General features: G+C 54.3%; 14 protein-coding genes. All 14 read left to right on the top strand.

Features of this window, described 5'->3' with window-relative positions; genetic code table 11:
- Positions 1–48 precede the first annotated feature (48 nt).
- Complete coding sequence (locus ACTNCH_RS08095; protein WP_441017722.1) at positions 49–1,149, top strand: glycerol dehydrogenase; 1,101 nt, start codon at positions 49–51, stop codon at positions 1,147–1,149.
- Between the two features lie 207 nt (positions 1,150–1,356).
- Positions 1,357–2,808, top strand: coding sequence for an amidophosphoribosyltransferase (gene purF, locus ACTNCH_RS08090; protein WP_441017720.1), 1,452 nt, complete (start codon positions 1,357–1,359; stop codon positions 2,806–2,808).
- A gap of 106 nt (positions 2,809–2,914) precedes the next feature.
- Positions 2,915–4,348: an adenylosuccinate lyase gene (gene purB, locus ACTNCH_RS08085; RefSeq protein ID WP_441017718.1), complete on the top strand. Its 1,434-nt coding sequence runs from the start codon at positions 2,915–2,917 to the stop codon at positions 4,346–4,348.
- Between the two features lie 133 nt (positions 4,349–4,481).
- Positions 4,482–4,949 (top strand): ribosome maturation factor RimP, encoded by a 468-nt coding sequence (gene rimP / locus ACTNCH_RS08080; protein WP_441017716.1) that lies wholly within the window; start codon positions 4,482–4,484, stop codon positions 4,947–4,949.
- Between the two features lie 59 nt (positions 4,950–5,008).
- Positions 5,009–6,199, top strand: a complete 1,191-nt coding sequence (nusA, locus tag ACTNCH_RS08075) for a transcription termination factor NusA (protein ID WP_441017714.1) — start codon at positions 5,009–5,011, stop codon at positions 6,197–6,199.
- The gene (gene rnpM, locus ACTNCH_RS08070) at positions 6,192–6,464 is read left to right on the top strand and encodes an RNase P modulator RnpM (RefSeq protein WP_441017712.1); all 273 of its coding nucleotides are present in this window, start codon (positions 6,192–6,194) and stop codon (positions 6,462–6,464) included. The genes nusA and rnpM overlap by 8 nt, the downstream gene beginning before the upstream one ends.
- Positions 6,451–6,756, top strand: a complete 306-nt coding sequence (locus ACTNCH_RS08065) for a L7Ae/L30e/S12e/Gadd45 family ribosomal protein (protein ID WP_441017710.1) — start codon at positions 6,451–6,453, stop codon at positions 6,754–6,756. The genes rnpM and ACTNCH_RS08065 overlap by 14 nt, the downstream gene beginning before the upstream one ends.
- Positions 6,757–6,788: 32 nt before the next feature.
- Entirely contained in the window at positions 6,789–9,443 is a 2,655-nt protein-coding gene (infB, locus tag ACTNCH_RS08060) for a translation initiation factor IF-2 (protein ID WP_441017708.1), read from the top strand.
- A 23-nt stretch (positions 9,444–9,466) separates the two neighbouring features.
- Positions 9,467–9,856, top strand: a complete 390-nt coding sequence (rbfA, locus tag ACTNCH_RS08055) for a 30S ribosome-binding factor RbfA (RefSeq protein WP_441017706.1) — start codon at positions 9,467–9,469, stop codon at positions 9,854–9,856.
- A complete protein-coding gene (locus tag ACTNCH_RS08050; RefSeq protein WP_441017704.1) occupies positions 9,843–10,808 on the top strand; it encodes a DHH family phosphoesterase in 966 nt (321 codons plus the stop codon). The genes rbfA and ACTNCH_RS08050 overlap by 14 nt, the downstream gene beginning before the upstream one ends.
- A 6-nt stretch (positions 10,809–10,814) precedes the next feature.
- A complete protein-coding gene (gene truB, locus ACTNCH_RS08045) occupies positions 10,815–11,732 on the top strand; it encodes a tRNA pseudouridine(55) synthase TruB (protein ID WP_441017702.1) in 918 nt (305 codons plus the stop codon).
- A gap of 9 nt (positions 11,733–11,741) precedes the next feature.
- Entirely contained in the window at positions 11,742–12,641 is a 900-nt protein-coding gene (locus ACTNCH_RS08040; RefSeq protein ID WP_441017700.1) for a bifunctional riboflavin kinase/FAD synthetase, read from the top strand.
- Positions 12,642–12,644: 3 nt separating this feature from the next.
- Complete coding sequence (locus tag ACTNCH_RS08035) at positions 12,645–13,172, top strand: restriction endonuclease (RefSeq protein ID WP_441017698.1); 528 nt, start codon at positions 12,645–12,647, stop codon at positions 13,170–13,172.
- A gap of 77 nt (positions 13,173–13,249) precedes the next feature.
- A complete protein-coding gene (locus ACTNCH_RS08030; RefSeq protein WP_441017696.1) occupies positions 13,250–14,275 on the top strand; it encodes a C40 family peptidase in 1,026 nt (341 codons plus the stop codon).
- Positions 14,276–14,301: the final 26 nt, after the last annotated feature.

The following is a 14,301-nucleotide window of genomic DNA, read 5'->3' as shown; positions in this document are numbered from 1 at the left end:
CTGGTAACTATAAATGGAAAGCAATCATATGACAGGAGGATTTTTATCATGGCAAAGATTTTGACAAGCCCCGGCAAGTATGTACAGGGAGCAGGCGAACTGAAGAAGCTTGGTACCTACGCAAAGACCTATGGAAAGAAGGCTCTGGTGCTGGTGACAGCGTCCGGTCATAAGAGACTGGGAACGATCCTGGAGGATTCATTCCGGGATTCCGGCTGCGAACCGGTTCTGGATTATTTCAACGGAGAGTGCAGCAAGACAGAGATCAACCGTCTGATGGAGGTAATGAAGAAGAACGGCTGCGACCTGGTGATTGGCGTCGGCGGCGGTAAGATTCTGGATACAGCCAAGGCGGTAGCTTATTATGAGAAGGCGCCGGTGCTGATCTGCCCGACCATCGCGTCCACAGACGCTCCCTGCAGCGCACTGTCTGTGATTTATACGGACGCAGGGGTATTTGAGGAGTATCTGTTCCTTCCGGCGAACCCGAATATGGTTCTGATGGATACGGAAATCATCGCCAAGTCCCCGGTTCGTCTGACCGTGTCCGGTATGGGCGACGCGCTGGCGACGTATTTTGAGGCGCGTGCCTGCAAGACCAGCGGGGCAATGACCTGCGCAGGCGGCAAGGTGACGGGAGCGGCGATGGCTCTGGCTAAGCTGTGCTTTGATACCCTGATGGATGAGGGCGTAAAGGCGAAGCTGGCTCTGGAGGCGGGAGCCTGCACCGAGGCAGTAGAGAAGGTGATCGAGGCCAATACCCTGCTCAGCGGCATCGGTTTCGAGAGCGGCGGTCTGGCCGGAGCCCACGCTATCCACAACGGCTTTACCGTTCTGGAGGAGTGCCATCATATGTACCATGGCGAGAAGGTTGCCTTCGGTACCATTACCCAGCTGGTGCTGGAGAATATTCCGGCAGACGAGCTGGAGGATATCATCGACTGGTGTATCGAGCTGGGTCTGCCTGTGACCCTGAAGGAGCTTGGAATTGAGAATCCCACGAAGGAGAAGCTGATGGCGGTTGCCGAGGCTGCCTGCGCGGAAAATGATACTCTGCACAATATGCCCTTTGAGGTAACGCCGGAGTCCGTTTATGCGGCTATCCTGGCTGCAGACCGGTACGGAAAATATTTCCTTGGCGAAGCATAAAACCAAAAACATTTCAGAAGCCGGCGTCTTCTTCCGAAAAAGGAAAAGGCGGCGGCTTTTTTTGACTGTTTTTATAAGAAAGTGGGGAAAAAATCCATTAGAATAAGTAATAATCGGGGCCGGATCCGTTCTTGCAATTCAAAAAATCATGGTTTATACTTTCTTACGTACTAAATGACAAGAAGCCAGGACAGCGGGAGGTACCTTATGAATAATGAGATGATCCATGAACAATACGAAGAAGAGGAGAAGCTGCGGGAGGAATGCGGCGTATTCGGAATCTATGATTTCGACGGCAACGACGTAGCCTCTACGATTTATTACGGCTTATTTGCCCTGCAGCACAGAGGACAGGAGAGCTGCGGTATCGCGGTCAGCGATACGAAGGGACCCAAAGGCGTGGTGAAGAGCCATAAGGGCATGGGACTGGTAAATGAAGTGTTTGCTCCGGAGCAGCTGGACGCCCTGAAGGGCGATATCGGCGTGGGACACACCCGTTACAGTACGGCTGGCAGCAGCACCCGGGAGAACGCCCAGCCCCTGGTATTGAATTATGTAAAAGGAACCTTAGGGTTAGCCCACAACGGCAACTTGGTCAATGCGCCGGAGCTTCGGCGGGAGCTGGAGTATACGGGAGCGATTTTCCAGACGACCATTGATTCTGAGGTGATTGCCTACCATATCGCCAGAGAGCGGATTCATTCCGCCAGCGTGGAGGAGGCGGTGTCCCGGGCTATGGACAAGATTAAGGGAGCCTATTCCCTGATTGTCATGTCCCCCAGAAAGCTGATCGGGGCGAGAGACCCCTACGGCTTCCGGCCCCTGTGTATCGGCAAGCGTGACAACGCTTATATCCTGGCCAGCGAGACCTGCGCCCTGGATACCATCGGTGCCACGTTTGTGCGGGACGTGGAGCCCGGCGAGATCGTGACCATTACGCCGGGAAAGGGCGTGGAATCCGACCGGAGCCATTGCCTGCCCAAGGATCAGGAGGCCCGCTGTATCTTTGAATATATTTATTTCGCCCGGCCGGATACCCATTTCGACGGTGTCAGCGTCTATCAGGCGCGGATTCGTTCGGGAAGATTCCTGGCTATGGACAGCCCGGTGGAGGCAGATCTGGTAGTGGGTGTGCCCGAGTCTGGCAATGCGGCGGCCCTGGGATATTCCCTGCAGTCCGGAATTCCCTACGGAACTGCTTTTGTAAAGAATGGCTATGTGGGACGAACCTTTATCAAGCCGGGACAGAGCAGCCGGGAATCCAGCGTCCGGGTAAAGCTGAATGTGCTCCGGGAGGCGGTGAACGGCAAGAGGGTTATCATGATCGATGATTCCATCGTCCGGGGCACCACCAGCGACCGGATCGTGAAGATGCTCCGGGAGGCGGGAGCCCGAGAGGTTCATATGCGCGTCAGCTCTCCGCCCTTCCTGCACCCCTGCTACTTCGGTACGGACGTACCGGCAGAGGATCAGCTGATTGCCCACAACCGGACAGTGGAGGAGGTGTGCCGTCTTATCGGAGCCGATTCCCTGGCTTATCTGCGCAAGGAGCGTCTGGGCGAGATGGTCGGGGGGCTTGGACACTGTACGGCCTGCTTTACCGGGAAGTATCCCATTGCGCCGCCCACCGAGGATATCCGCGGCAGCTTTGAAAAATAGGATTGAGATATAGCTCTAAATATAGTAGAATGAAAGAAGAGCGGCTTCTATCAGAAAGGCTTCCCCTTTTTTAGAAGCAAAAAGATCAATAAGAGGAGAGAATACCATGAGTACAAACAGATACGTAAGCCCTTTATCTGAGCGTTACGCCAGCAAGGAGATGCAGTACATCTTTTCCCCGGATAAGAAGTTCCGCACCTGGAGAAAGCTGTGGATTGCCCTGGCGGAGACAGAGATGGAGCTGGGCCTGCCCATTACCCAGGAGCAGATCGACGAGCTGAAGGCTCATCAGGACGATATCAATTACGATGTGGCGAAGGCACGGGAGAAGGAGGTCCGCCACGACGTTATGTCCCATGTATACGCATACGGCTGCCAGTGTCCGAAGGCCAAGGGCATTATCCATCTGGGAGCAACCTCCTGCTACGTAGGAGACAATACAGACATCATTGTCATGACCGAGGCCCTGAAGCTGGTTCATAAGAAGCTGGTGAATGTGTTAAATGAGCTGGCAGATTTCGCGGATAAGTATAAGGATCTGCCGACCCTGGCGTTTACCCATTTCCAGCCGGCACAGCCGACCACCGTCGGAAAGCGCGCTACCCTGTGGCTGCAGGAGTTCTGCCTGGATCTGGAGGATCTGGAGCATGTGATTTCCACCATGAAGCTTCTGGGATCCAAGGGAACCACAGGTACCCAGGCCAGCTTCAAGGAGCTCTTTGAGGGCGACGAGGAGAAGATTAATAAAATTGATCCCATGATTGCGGAGAAGATGGGCTTTAAGGAGTGCTATCCGGTATCCGGACAGACCTATTCCCGTAAGGTAGATACCCGTGTGCTGAACGTACTGGCGGGAATTGCGGCCAGCGCCCACAAGATGTCCAACGATATCCGTCTCTTACAGCACCTGAAGGAGGTAGAGGAGCCCTTTGAGAAATCCCAGATTGGATCCTCTGCTATGGCGTACAAGCGGAATCCCATGCGCAGCGAGCGTATCGCTTCCCTGTCCCGCTATGTGATCGTGGACGCCCTGAATCCGGCTATCACCAGCGCGACCCAGTGGTTTGAGAGAACCCTGGACGATTCCGCCAACAAGCGTCTGTCCATTCCCGAGGGCTTCCTGGCCATCGACGGTATCCTGGATCTGTGCCTGAACGTGGTAGACGGTCTGGTGGTATACCCGAAGGTTATCCGGAAGCACATGATGGCAGAGCTGCCCTTCATGGCGACAGAGAATATTATGATGGATGCGGTAAAGGCAGGCGGCGACCGTCAGGAGCTGCATGAGCGTATCCGTGAGCTTTCCATGGAAGCAGGCAGAAACGTGAAGGTAAACGGTCAGGAGAATAACCTGTTGGAGCTGATTGCAGCAGATCCGGCCTTCGGACTTTCCCTGGAGGATCTGAAGAAGACCATGGAGCCCTCCCGTTACGTGGGACGCGCCCCGGAGCAGGTAGACGCCTTCCTTTCCCAGGTGGTTCGTCCGATTCTTGCGAAATACAGTGATATTCTGGGAGAAAAAGCGGAAATTAACGTATAAACCCCTTGCATTTACTGAGAAAATGTGATACATTGATATAGAATAAATGCGCGGCCGAAAAGAGTGAACGAAAGTTCACTCTTTGTTTTTGAAGAAAAGCATGCAACAGACCGCCCCAGGTGAAAGGAAAGATATGACAAAAAGAGAAGAGTATGAACAGAAGACGGAGCAGCTCCTCTTACCCATCATCGAGAAGAATAACTTCGAACTGGTGGACGTGGAGTATGTAAAGGAAGCCGGGAACTGGTATCTGCGCGCTTATATCGATAAGCCGGGCGGAATCACGGTGGATGACTGTGAGGTTGTGAACCGGGAGCTTGGCGATCTGCTGGACCGGGACGATTTCATCGATGACTCCTATATTCTGGAGGTCAGTTCCCCGGGATTGGGCCGGCCGCTGAAGAAAGAGCGGGATTTTGTCCGGAGCGAGGGCGAAGAGGTGGAGATCCGCACTTATCGCATGGTTGAGAAGCAGAAGGAATTCCGGGGTTTTTTGAAGGCCTGGGATAAGGACACCGTAACGATTGAGCAGGAGGACGGACAGGAGCGGGTATTTGACCGCGACAACATTGCGCTGATTCGTCTGGCTTTTGACTTTTGATTCGCGGAATCACCCGCAGAATCCCATAAACGTATAAAATATCAGGAGGAAAGAAAAGAATGAACACAGAACTGCTGGAAGCGCTGGAGCTTTTGGAGAAGGAAAAGGATATCAGCAAGGAGACCATGCTGGAGGCCATCGAGAATTCTCTGCTGAAAGCCTGCGAGGCGCACTTTGGCAAAGCCGATAACATCAAGGTGAATATCGACCCGGTAACCTGCCAGTTTTCCGTGCTTGCGGAGAAGAAGGTAGTAGAGAATGTGGAGGACGATACCACGGAGATCAGCCTGGCCAACGCCAAGATGATCGACCCGAAGTATGAGCTGGGCGATGTGGTAAATGTGGAGGTGAAGTCCAAGGAGTTCGGACGTATCGCCACACAGAACGCGAAGAACGTGATCCTGCAGAAGATCCGCGAGGAGGAGCGTAAGGTTCTGTTTAACCAGTATTACAGCATGGAGAAGGAGGTTGTGACCGGAGTTGTCCAGAGATACTTAGGCCGCAACGTCAGCGTAAACCTGGGTAAAGTAGACGCGATTCTCAATGAAAATGAGATGGTAAGGGGCGAGGTATTTAAGCCCACCGAGCGTATCAAGGTCTATATCCTGGAAGTAAAGGATACCACCAAGGGACCGCGGATTCTGCTGTCCAGAACGCATCCGGAGCTGGTAAAGCGTCTGTTTGAGTCTGAGGTAACCGAGGTACGGGACGGTATCGTAGAGATTAAATGTATCGCCCGCGAGGCAGGATCCAGAACCAAGATTGCCGTATGGTCCAACGATCCGGACGTAGATCCGGTAGGCGCCTGCGTCGGCATGAACGGAGCCCGCGTCAACGCCATTGTCAATGAGCTGCGGGGCGAGAAGATTGATATCATCAACTGGAATGAGAACCCGGCGCTTCTGATTGAGAACGCGCTGAGCCCGGCGAAGGTAATCGCTGTCCTGGCAGATCCCGAGGATAAGACGGCCAAGGTGGTTGTTCCGGATTATCAGCTGTCCCTGGCTATCGGTAAGGAAGGCCAGAACGCAAGACTGGCAGCGAGACTGACCGGCTTCAAGATCGACATTAAGAGTGAGACCCAGGCAAGAGAGATCGAGGGCTGGCTGGACGTAGACGAGGAGTATGAGGAGTACGAGGATTTCGAGGAGTATAAGGAATCCCAGGCTCAGGAAGAGGCAGAAGCAGCAGAAGCGGCAGAGGCTGCGGAAGGCGAAGCCGTGACAGAGGAAGAGAGTCAGGATGAATAAAAAAGTACCCATGCGCCAGTGTGTCGGCTGTCAGGAGATGAAGAGCAAGAAAGAGCTGCTCCGGGTCCTTAGGACCGCGAAGGATGAGATTGTACTGGACGCCACAGGCCGGAAGAACGGCCGGGGCGCGTACCTTTGCTTTTCCAGGGAATGCCTGGCAAAGGCCAGAAAGAATAAGGGCCTGGAGCGTTCTCTGAAGATGAATATTCCTCCCGCCGTATATGACAGCCTGGAAAAGGAGTTGGATGAGCTTGGCACAGAATAGAGTATTATCCCTGATAAGCCTGGCCCAGAAGGCAGGAAAGACCGCCAGCGGCGAATTCGCCACCGAGCACGCGGTCAAGGCCGGAAAGGCGGCGCTTGTCATTGTGTCGGATGAATCGTCCGATAATACAAAGAAAAAGTTCCAAAATATGTGTGACTACTACGAAGTACCCGTGTATTTCTATGGTGGAAAGGAAGAGCTGGGTCACGCGATGGGAAAGGAATTCCGCGCGTCTCTGGCGATTCTGGATGAGGGACTTGCAAAGAGTATAGAGAAAAATCTAAAACTTTAACGGAGGTAGAGATTTTGGAGGGAAACAGCCATATGAATACAAATGGAGAAGAACAACAGGAAGTAAAGAAGAAGAAAAAAATCATTGCTGTATACAATACCCACAACAGTAAGACAGGAATCAAGGATCCGAGAGCTGAAAAGAAGCAGGCAGCCAAGACCGCTCCGGCGCGTCCGGCAGCAAAGCCCACGGCAGCTCCCGCGAAGCCTGCGGCAGCGCCTGTGAAGCCTGCGGCAACTACTGCTGCAGCTCCCCAGCCGGAGGTAAAACCGGCTCCGGCAGCAGCACCGGCAGCTCCCCAGACCCGTCCCCAGAACCGCGACGGTCAGAGAAGAGACGGCCAGGGCGGCTATCAGAACCGTGACGGCCAGAGAAGAGACGGCCAGGGCGGCTATCAGAACCGTGACGGTCAGAGAAGAGATGGCCAGGGCGGCTATCAGAACCGTGACGGCCAGAGAGGCGGCTACCAGAACCGCGACGGCCAGAGAAGAGACGGCCAGGGCGGTTACCAGAACCGCGACGGTCAGAGAAGAGACGGTCAGGGCGGCTATCAGAACCGTGACGGCCAGAGAAGAGATGGTCAGGGCGGCTATCAGAACCGTGACGGCCAGAGAGGCGGCTACCAGAACCGCGACGGTCAGAACAGAGGAGGCCAGGGAAGAGACAATCGCCGTTCTTCTTCCATGGATATCCCGGCAGCGCCTACAGAGCTTCGCAAGACCGAGAACCGCAGAGCGGAGAATAGAAACCGGAATGATGATACGAAGAAAGACAAGAACACCAAGTTCAATGATAACTGGAACGGTAAGCCGTCTCAGGGCGGACGTCGTCCGAACCAGGGAGGCAATCGCCCGAATCAGAAGGGCGGCAAGGGAGGCAAGGGCGCTGTGCAGAATCATCAGCCGGCACCGGCACCCAAGAAGGAAGACAACACACCTAAGGTAATCGAGCTTCCGGAGATGATCAGCATCCATGATCTGGCGGAGAAGATGAAGATTCAGCCGTCTGTGATCATCAAGAAGCTGTTCCTGGAGGGCAAGATGGTAACCGTAAACTCTGAGCTGGATTTCGAGGCAGCAGGCGAGCTGGCTATGGAGATGAACTTTGATCCGGTTCCGGAGGAGAAAGAGGACGTTATCGCGAAGATGCTGGAGGATACAGAGGACAGCGAGGAGACCCTGGTTTCCCGTCCGCCGGTAGTCTGCGTTATGGGTCATGTAGACCATGGTAAGACTTCCCTTCTGGACGCGATCCGTGATACCCATGTCATCGACCGGGAGGCAGGCGGCATTACCCAGCACATCGGTGCTTACGTGGTCAGCATCAACGGCCAGAAGATTACCTTCCTGGATACACCGGGACATGAGGCGTTCACTGCCATGCGTATGCGTGGAGCTAACTCCACTGATATTGCCATCCTGGTAGTGGCAGCCGACGACGGTGTAATGCCCCAGACCATCGAGGCCATCAACCATGCCAAGGCCGCAGGCATCGAGATCATCGTTGCCATCAATAAGATCGATAAGCCCAGCGCTAATATCGAGCGTGTAAAGCAGGAGCTGACCGAGTACGAACTGATCCCCGAGGACTGGGGCGGCAGCACCATCTTCTGTCCGGTATCTGCTCATACCCATGAGGGTATCGACAACCTGCTGGAGATGATTCTTCTGACCAGCGAGGTTCTGGAGCTGAAAGCCAACCCGAACCGCCGCGCGAGAGGTCTGGTCATCGAGGCAGAGCTTGACAAGGGTAAGGGCCCGGTTGCTACCGTACTGGTACAGAAGGGTACCCTGCATGTGGGCGACCCCATTGCCGTAGGATCCTGCCATGGTAAGGTCCGCGCCATGATGGACGACAACGGCCGTCGTGTGAAGGAGGCAGGTCCCTCCAAGCCCGTTGAGATTCTGGGTCTGAACGACGTACCGAACGCCGGAGAGATCTTCGTATCTCCGGAGACAGATAAAGAGGCAAGAGCTTTTGCCGAGACCTATGTAAAGGAAAGCAGAGAGAAGCTGATCGAGGATACTAAGCTGAAGATGTCTCTGGACGATCTGTATTCCCAGATTCAGTCCGGCAGCTTAAAGGAGCTGAATATCATCGTAAAGGCCGATGTACAGGGTTCTGTGGAGGCTGTAAAGCAGAGTCTCCTGAAGCTTTCCAACGAAGAGGTTGTAGTAAAGATTATCCATGGCGGCGTAGGCGCTATCAACGAGTCCGACGTGAGCCTGGCGGCAGCGTCCAATGCGATCATCATCGGCTTCAATGTGCGTCCTGACGCCACAGCCAAGGAAACCGCGGAACGCGAGAAGGTGGATCTGCGTCTGTACCGTGTCATCTACGACGCGATCAACGACGTGGAAGCAGCCATGAAGGGTATGCTGGATCCGATCTTCGAGGAGAAGGTCATCGGTCACGCAGAGGTACGCCAGATCTTCAAGGCCTCCGGCGTGGGCAATATCGCAGGCTCCTATGTACTGGACGGTGTATTCCAGAGAGGCTGCAAGTGCCGTATCACCCGCGAGGGCGAGCAGATCTTTGAGGGCCCGCTGGCTTCCCTGAAGCGTTTCAAGGACGATGTGAAGGAAGTAAAGGCTGGCTACGAGTGCGGTCTGGTCTTCGAGAAGTTCAACGACATCAAGGAGCTGGATATCGTAGAGGCTTACACCATGGTAGAGGTGCCCAGATAGGCACAAGCTGAGGTGAATGATAGATGAGAAAGAACAGTATTAAGAATACAAGAATCAACGGCGAGGTACGCCGGGAGCTGAGTAATATCATTTTAAATGAGATCAAGGACCCGCGTATCTGCCCCATGACTTCGGTCGTAGAGGTGGAGGTTGCTCCGGACCTGAAGACTGCAAAGGCCTATATCAGTGTCTTGGGCGACGCCGAGGCCCAGAAGGATACCCTGGCGGGCCTTAAGAGCGCGGAGGGCTATATCCGCCGCGCCCTGGCCAAGTCCATCAACCTTCGCAATACGCCGGAGATCCGTTTTGTTATGGATCAGTCCATCGAGTATGGCGTCCATATGTCTAAGCTTATTGATGATGTAAATCAGGGCAGCAGTAAAGAAGAGGATGAAGAGGATGATCAGACTTAAGGATGAGCTGGCAAATGTGAAAACCGTGGCGATTGCCGGACATATCCGTCCGGACGGGGACTGTGTGGGTTCCTGTCTGGGCGTGTGGAACTATCTCCGGGAGCACTATCCGGAGATTGAGGCAGACGTATACCTGGAGCAGGTAGTTCCCAAGTTCCGCTTCCTGAACGGGGCGGATCAGGTGAAGACGGACTGCAGCGCAGAGAAAACCTACGATTTGTTCCTTTCCCTGGACGCCAGTGATAAGGAGCGGCTGGGAGCGGCTGTGAAATATCTGGATACGGCAAAGCATACGGTATGTATCGATCATCATATTACCAACGGGGGCTTTGCGGAGGTAAACTGGATTGTAGCTGACGCCAGCAGTACGTCGGAGCTGGTATGGAAAACCATGGAAGAGGAAAAGATTTCCAAACATACGGCGGAGGCGCTGTATATGGGCATTGCCCATGACACCGGCGTCTTCCAGTATTCCAACACCTCGCCCGAGACCATGCAGATAGCGGGAAGTCTCATTGCCAAGGGCATTGATTTCAGCCGCATCGTGGACGATACCTTCAATAAGAAGACTTATGTCCAGAATCAGATTCTGGGCCGGGCGCTGGTAGAGAGTATTCTCCTGCTGGACGGTCGGGTGATTGCAGGGCGGCTTCGGGAAAAGGACATGGAATTCTACGGAGCTACTCCGGCAGATCTGGATGGCATCGTCAGCCAGCTTCAGGTCACCGAGGGCGTGGAGGTAGCTATTTTCCTCTATGAGACAGGCAACCACGAGTATAAGGTCAGTCTCCGTTCCAACGGGCCGGTGGATGTGAGTGCGATCTGCGCTTACTTTGGCGGCGGCGGACATGTGAAGGCGGCCGGCTGTACCATGCATGGTACGATTTACGATGTAATCAACAATCTGACCCTGCATATTGAGCAGCAGCTCAACCAAACACAGGATATATAAACGAACATGAATGGTGTAATCAACGTCTATAAAGAAGCGGGCTTCACCTCCCACGATGTGGTGGCGAAGCTCCGCGGAATTGTAAAACAGAAAAAGATAGGCCATACGGGAACTCTCGATCCGGATGCGGAGGGAGTTCTTCCTGTATGTCTGGGAAATGCCACAAAGCTCTGCGGACTTCTGACAGAAAAGGAGAAGACGTACAGAGCCGTTCTTTTGCTGGGACAGACCACCGATACCCAGGATACCTCGGGAAAGGTGCTGACAGAGGCGGCTGTGACGGCGAATGAGGCAGAGGTGCGTGAGGCGATCGTAAGCTTCCTTGGGGATTACGATCAGATCCCGCCGATGTATTCGGCTCTGAAGGTCAATGGCAAAAAGCTCTACGAGCTGGCCCGGGAGGGCAAAGAGGTGGAGCGGCAGGCCAGACGGGTGCGGATTCTGGAGATAGAGATTCAGGAGATCCGTCTGCCGGAGGTTACGTTTACGGTGACCTGCAGCAGCGGCACCTATATCCGGACCCTCTGTCAGGATATAGGAGAGAAGCTGGGCTGCGGCGGCTGTATGAAAAGTCTGCTGCGGACTCAGGTAGATCGGTTCGGGCTTTCCGAGAGTTATAAGCTTTCCGAGCTGGAGGAGCTGATGCGCGGGGGACGGATCGAAGAGGTGCTGCTTCCGGTGGATCAGGTGTTCGCGGCCTGCCCGGCTGTGAGGATCCGCCCGGAGAGCGACCGGCTGATTCAGAACGGCAATCCCTTTACCCGGGAGGATGTTGCGGAGCATACCGGAGAGATTCCGGCAGAGGGGACAGAGCTTGAGCGGACCTGCGTTCGTGTATACAATTCCCGGGGCGGCTTTATGGGCCTGTACCGGCGGGAGCAGGGCGGGAAGCGCTATAAGCCAGAGAAAATGTTTTTAGGATAAGGACTTACGATGAGAGTAATAACCGGAACGACAGAATTTGAGATCACGGAGCCCACGGCCATTTCCCTGGGAAAATTTGACGGGCTTCATATGGGTCATCAGCTTCTGGTGGAACGCATTTTAAAAAAGAAGAAGGAGGGCTTAAAAAGCCTGATTTTTACCTTTGATTTCGGAGACCGGCCCCAGCTTCTGCTTCCGGAGGAGCGCAGAGCCCTTCTGGAAAAATGGGGCGTGGATTACCTGGTGGAATGTCCTTTCGTGGAAGAACTGATTCACATGGAGGCAGAGGATTTTGTCCGGGAGATTCTGGTCAGACGGCTGCATGTAAAGTATCTGGCCGTGGGAACGGATTTCCATTTCGGGCACAACCGGAAGGGCAGCTATCAGCTTCTCCTGGATATGCAGGAGGAGTGCGGTTTTCAGGTGGAAGTGATAGAGAAGGCCTGCTACGGCGGCGAGGAGATCAGCAGCACCCGGATCCGGAAGGAGCTGGAGCGGGGCAATATGGAACTGGTCAACCAGCTTCTGGGCTATACCTTTTCCGTCACCGGAGAGGTGCTGTACGGACATCAGATAGGACGGACCTTAGGGCTTCCTACGGTCAATCAGCAGCCGGAGCTTACAAAGCTATTGCCCCCAAACGGCGTCTACGCCACCCGGACGAAAATTGCCGGCGAGATCTTCGAGGGGATCACCAATATCGGCTACAAGCCTACCATTGGCGGAGAGACCCGGCCGGGTGTGGAGACTTTCCTGTTTGATCTGGACCGGAACCTGTACGGGGAAATCCTGACTGTGAGCTTCTACGGCTATGAGCGTCCGGAGCAGAAATTTGATTCGCTGGAGGCTCTGAAGGAGCGGATTCAGCTGGATGTGATCTGGGGCAGAGAATATTTTGCCGGAGTATAAAATATGAGACTTTTTTATTATTTGATAGCAGCACCTGCATTATTTCTTCTGCGGGTGCTGTTCTGGCCTTTCCGGACAGTTTTGCGCTGTGCCGGATGGCTGCACCGCTGGAGAAAAGAACGGAGACGGTTCCGCCGGGCCGATTACGACGACATGGACGGCTGGGAATTTGAGGAATATGTGGGAGAGCTTCTGGTAAAGGACGGCTATATCCATGTGGAGGTCACCCGGGGAAGCGGGGATCAGGGCGTGGACGTGCTGGCGGAGCGGGATGGGGTTTCCTACGCGATTCAGTGTAAGCATTACCAGGCGAAGATCAGCAATAAAGCAGTTCAGGAGGCCTATGCAGGAGCAGAGTTTTACGGCTGCGACGTGCCGGTGGTGGTCACCAACAGCTATTTCACCCCGTCTGCAGAGGAGCTGGCGGACGAAATCGGCGTGGAACTGTGGGATCGGGAGGAACTGAACCGTATGGTAAAAAAATCCACAAAATCCCGCAAAAATAACCGAAAAAACAGAAGAATGGCTTGACAAATCCGTGGGATTGATATAAAGTGTAAAAGGTTCTTAACATTTTTGTAATAATTCAAAATCTGACGGAGGATTTTATGTTTCGAAGATATAAAGCAGGATTTATGATAGGAGCGATTCTGATGGCGATGACCGGCATGCAGGTGCAGGCCGCGCCGCTTAGCGGAAGCCTGGGAGAAGGAATCGCGACGAATTTTGATCAGACCACGGATACGGAGGAGCAGACTCAGGCCACCGCAGAGGTGGTATGGACCGGAACTCCCCTGGAGGGCTATGTAAATATTGCCATCGCCAGAGTGGAGGACAGCCTGAATATCCGCCAGAGCGCGGATGGCGATAGCTCCCTGGTGGGAAAGCTTCGTAAAAACGGCGCCTGCGAGGTGCTGGATATGGACGGAGAGTGGGCTCATATCAAGTCCGGCGAGGTAGAGGGGTACGTGAAAGCGGAATACCTGTACACCGGACAGGAAGCTATCGATCTGGCCTTTGATCTGGGACAGACTATGGCGAAGGTAAATACCGATTCCCTTTATGTGCGCATGGAGCCCAGCACAGACGCGGATTACTGGACCAAGGTTCCGGCGGGTGAAGAGCTGCAGGTACTCGAGGATCAGGGAGACTGGATTAAGGTAGATATCGACGGCGAGGACGGCTATGTGGCCTCTGAGTACGTGGATGTGAAAAGCGAGCTGGATACGGCTATGACCCTGTCTGAGGCGCTGTACGGCGAGGGCGTTACCGACGTGCGGATTGCCATCTGTGATTTTGCCAAGCAGTATGTGGGCAACCGCTACGTATGGGGCGGCACCAGCCTGACCAAGGGAGCGGACTGCTCCGGCTTTACCCTGGCGGTATACCGGAATTTCGGCGTTTCCCTGCCCCATTCCTCCAGAGCCCAGGCCAACTGCGGAACGAAGATCAAGGTGGGAGATGTGAAGCCGGGCGATCTGATTTTCTACGGCAGCGGCAAGCGTATCAACCATGTGGCCATGTACATTGGCGGCGGCCGGGTCGTACATGCCAGCAACGCGAGAACCGGTATCACCATTTCCAATATGTACTACAGAAGCCCGGTGAGCGCGGCGCGGATCCTGAAGGACTGATTTTGAAAAATCACCCTTGACACCAT

It is taken from the genome of Candidatus Merdisoma sp. HCP28S3_D10 (assembly GCF_052065835.1).
GTDB lineage: Bacteria > Bacillota > Clostridia > Lachnospirales > Lachnospiraceae > Laedolimicola.
Note: the sequence above shows the minus strand (reverse complement) of the source record. Positions and strands in the feature narration are given on the sequence as shown.

Coding starts and splice junctions, on each gene's coding strand:
- purB (WP_441017718.1), top strand. CDS start 2,915: ATGAGTACAAACAGATACGTAAGCCCTTTATCTGAGCGTTACGCCAGC.
- rimP (WP_441017716.1), top strand. CDS start 4,482: ATGACAAAAAGAGAAGAGTATGAACAGAAGACGGAGCAGCTCCTCTTA.
- truB (WP_441017702.1), top strand. CDS start 10,815: ATGAATGGTGTAATCAACGTCTATAAAGAAGCGGGCTTCACCTCCCAC.
- ACTNCH_RS08030 (WP_441017696.1), top strand. CDS start 13,250: ATGTTTCGAAGATATAAAGCAGGATTTATGATAGGAGCGATTCTGATG.
- ACTNCH_RS08050 (WP_441017704.1), top strand. CDS start 9,843: ATGATCAGACTTAAGGATGAGCTGGCAAATGTGAAAACCGTGGCGATT.
- ACTNCH_RS08035 (WP_441017698.1), top strand. CDS start 12,645: ATGAGACTTTTTTATTATTTGATAGCAGCACCTGCATTATTTCTTCTG.
- rbfA (WP_441017706.1), top strand. CDS start 9,467: ATGAGAAAGAACAGTATTAAGAATACAAGAATCAACGGCGAGGTACGC.
- infB (WP_441017708.1), top strand. CDS start 6,789: ATGAATACAAATGGAGAAGAACAACAGGAAGTAAAGAAGAAGAAAAAA.
- purF (WP_441017720.1), top strand. CDS start 1,357: ATGAATAATGAGATGATCCATGAACAATACGAAGAAGAGGAGAAGCTG.
- rnpM (WP_441017712.1), top strand. CDS start 6,192: ATGAATAAAAAAGTACCCATGCGCCAGTGTGTCGGCTGTCAGGAGATG.
- ACTNCH_RS08040 (WP_441017700.1), top strand. CDS start 11,742: ATGAGAGTAATAACCGGAACGACAGAATTTGAGATCACGGAGCCCACG.
- ACTNCH_RS08095 (WP_441017722.1), top strand. CDS start 49: ATGGCAAAGATTTTGACAAGCCCCGGCAAGTATGTACAGGGAGCAGGC.
- nusA (WP_441017714.1), top strand. CDS start 5,009: ATGAACACAGAACTGCTGGAAGCGCTGGAGCTTTTGGAGAAGGAAAAG.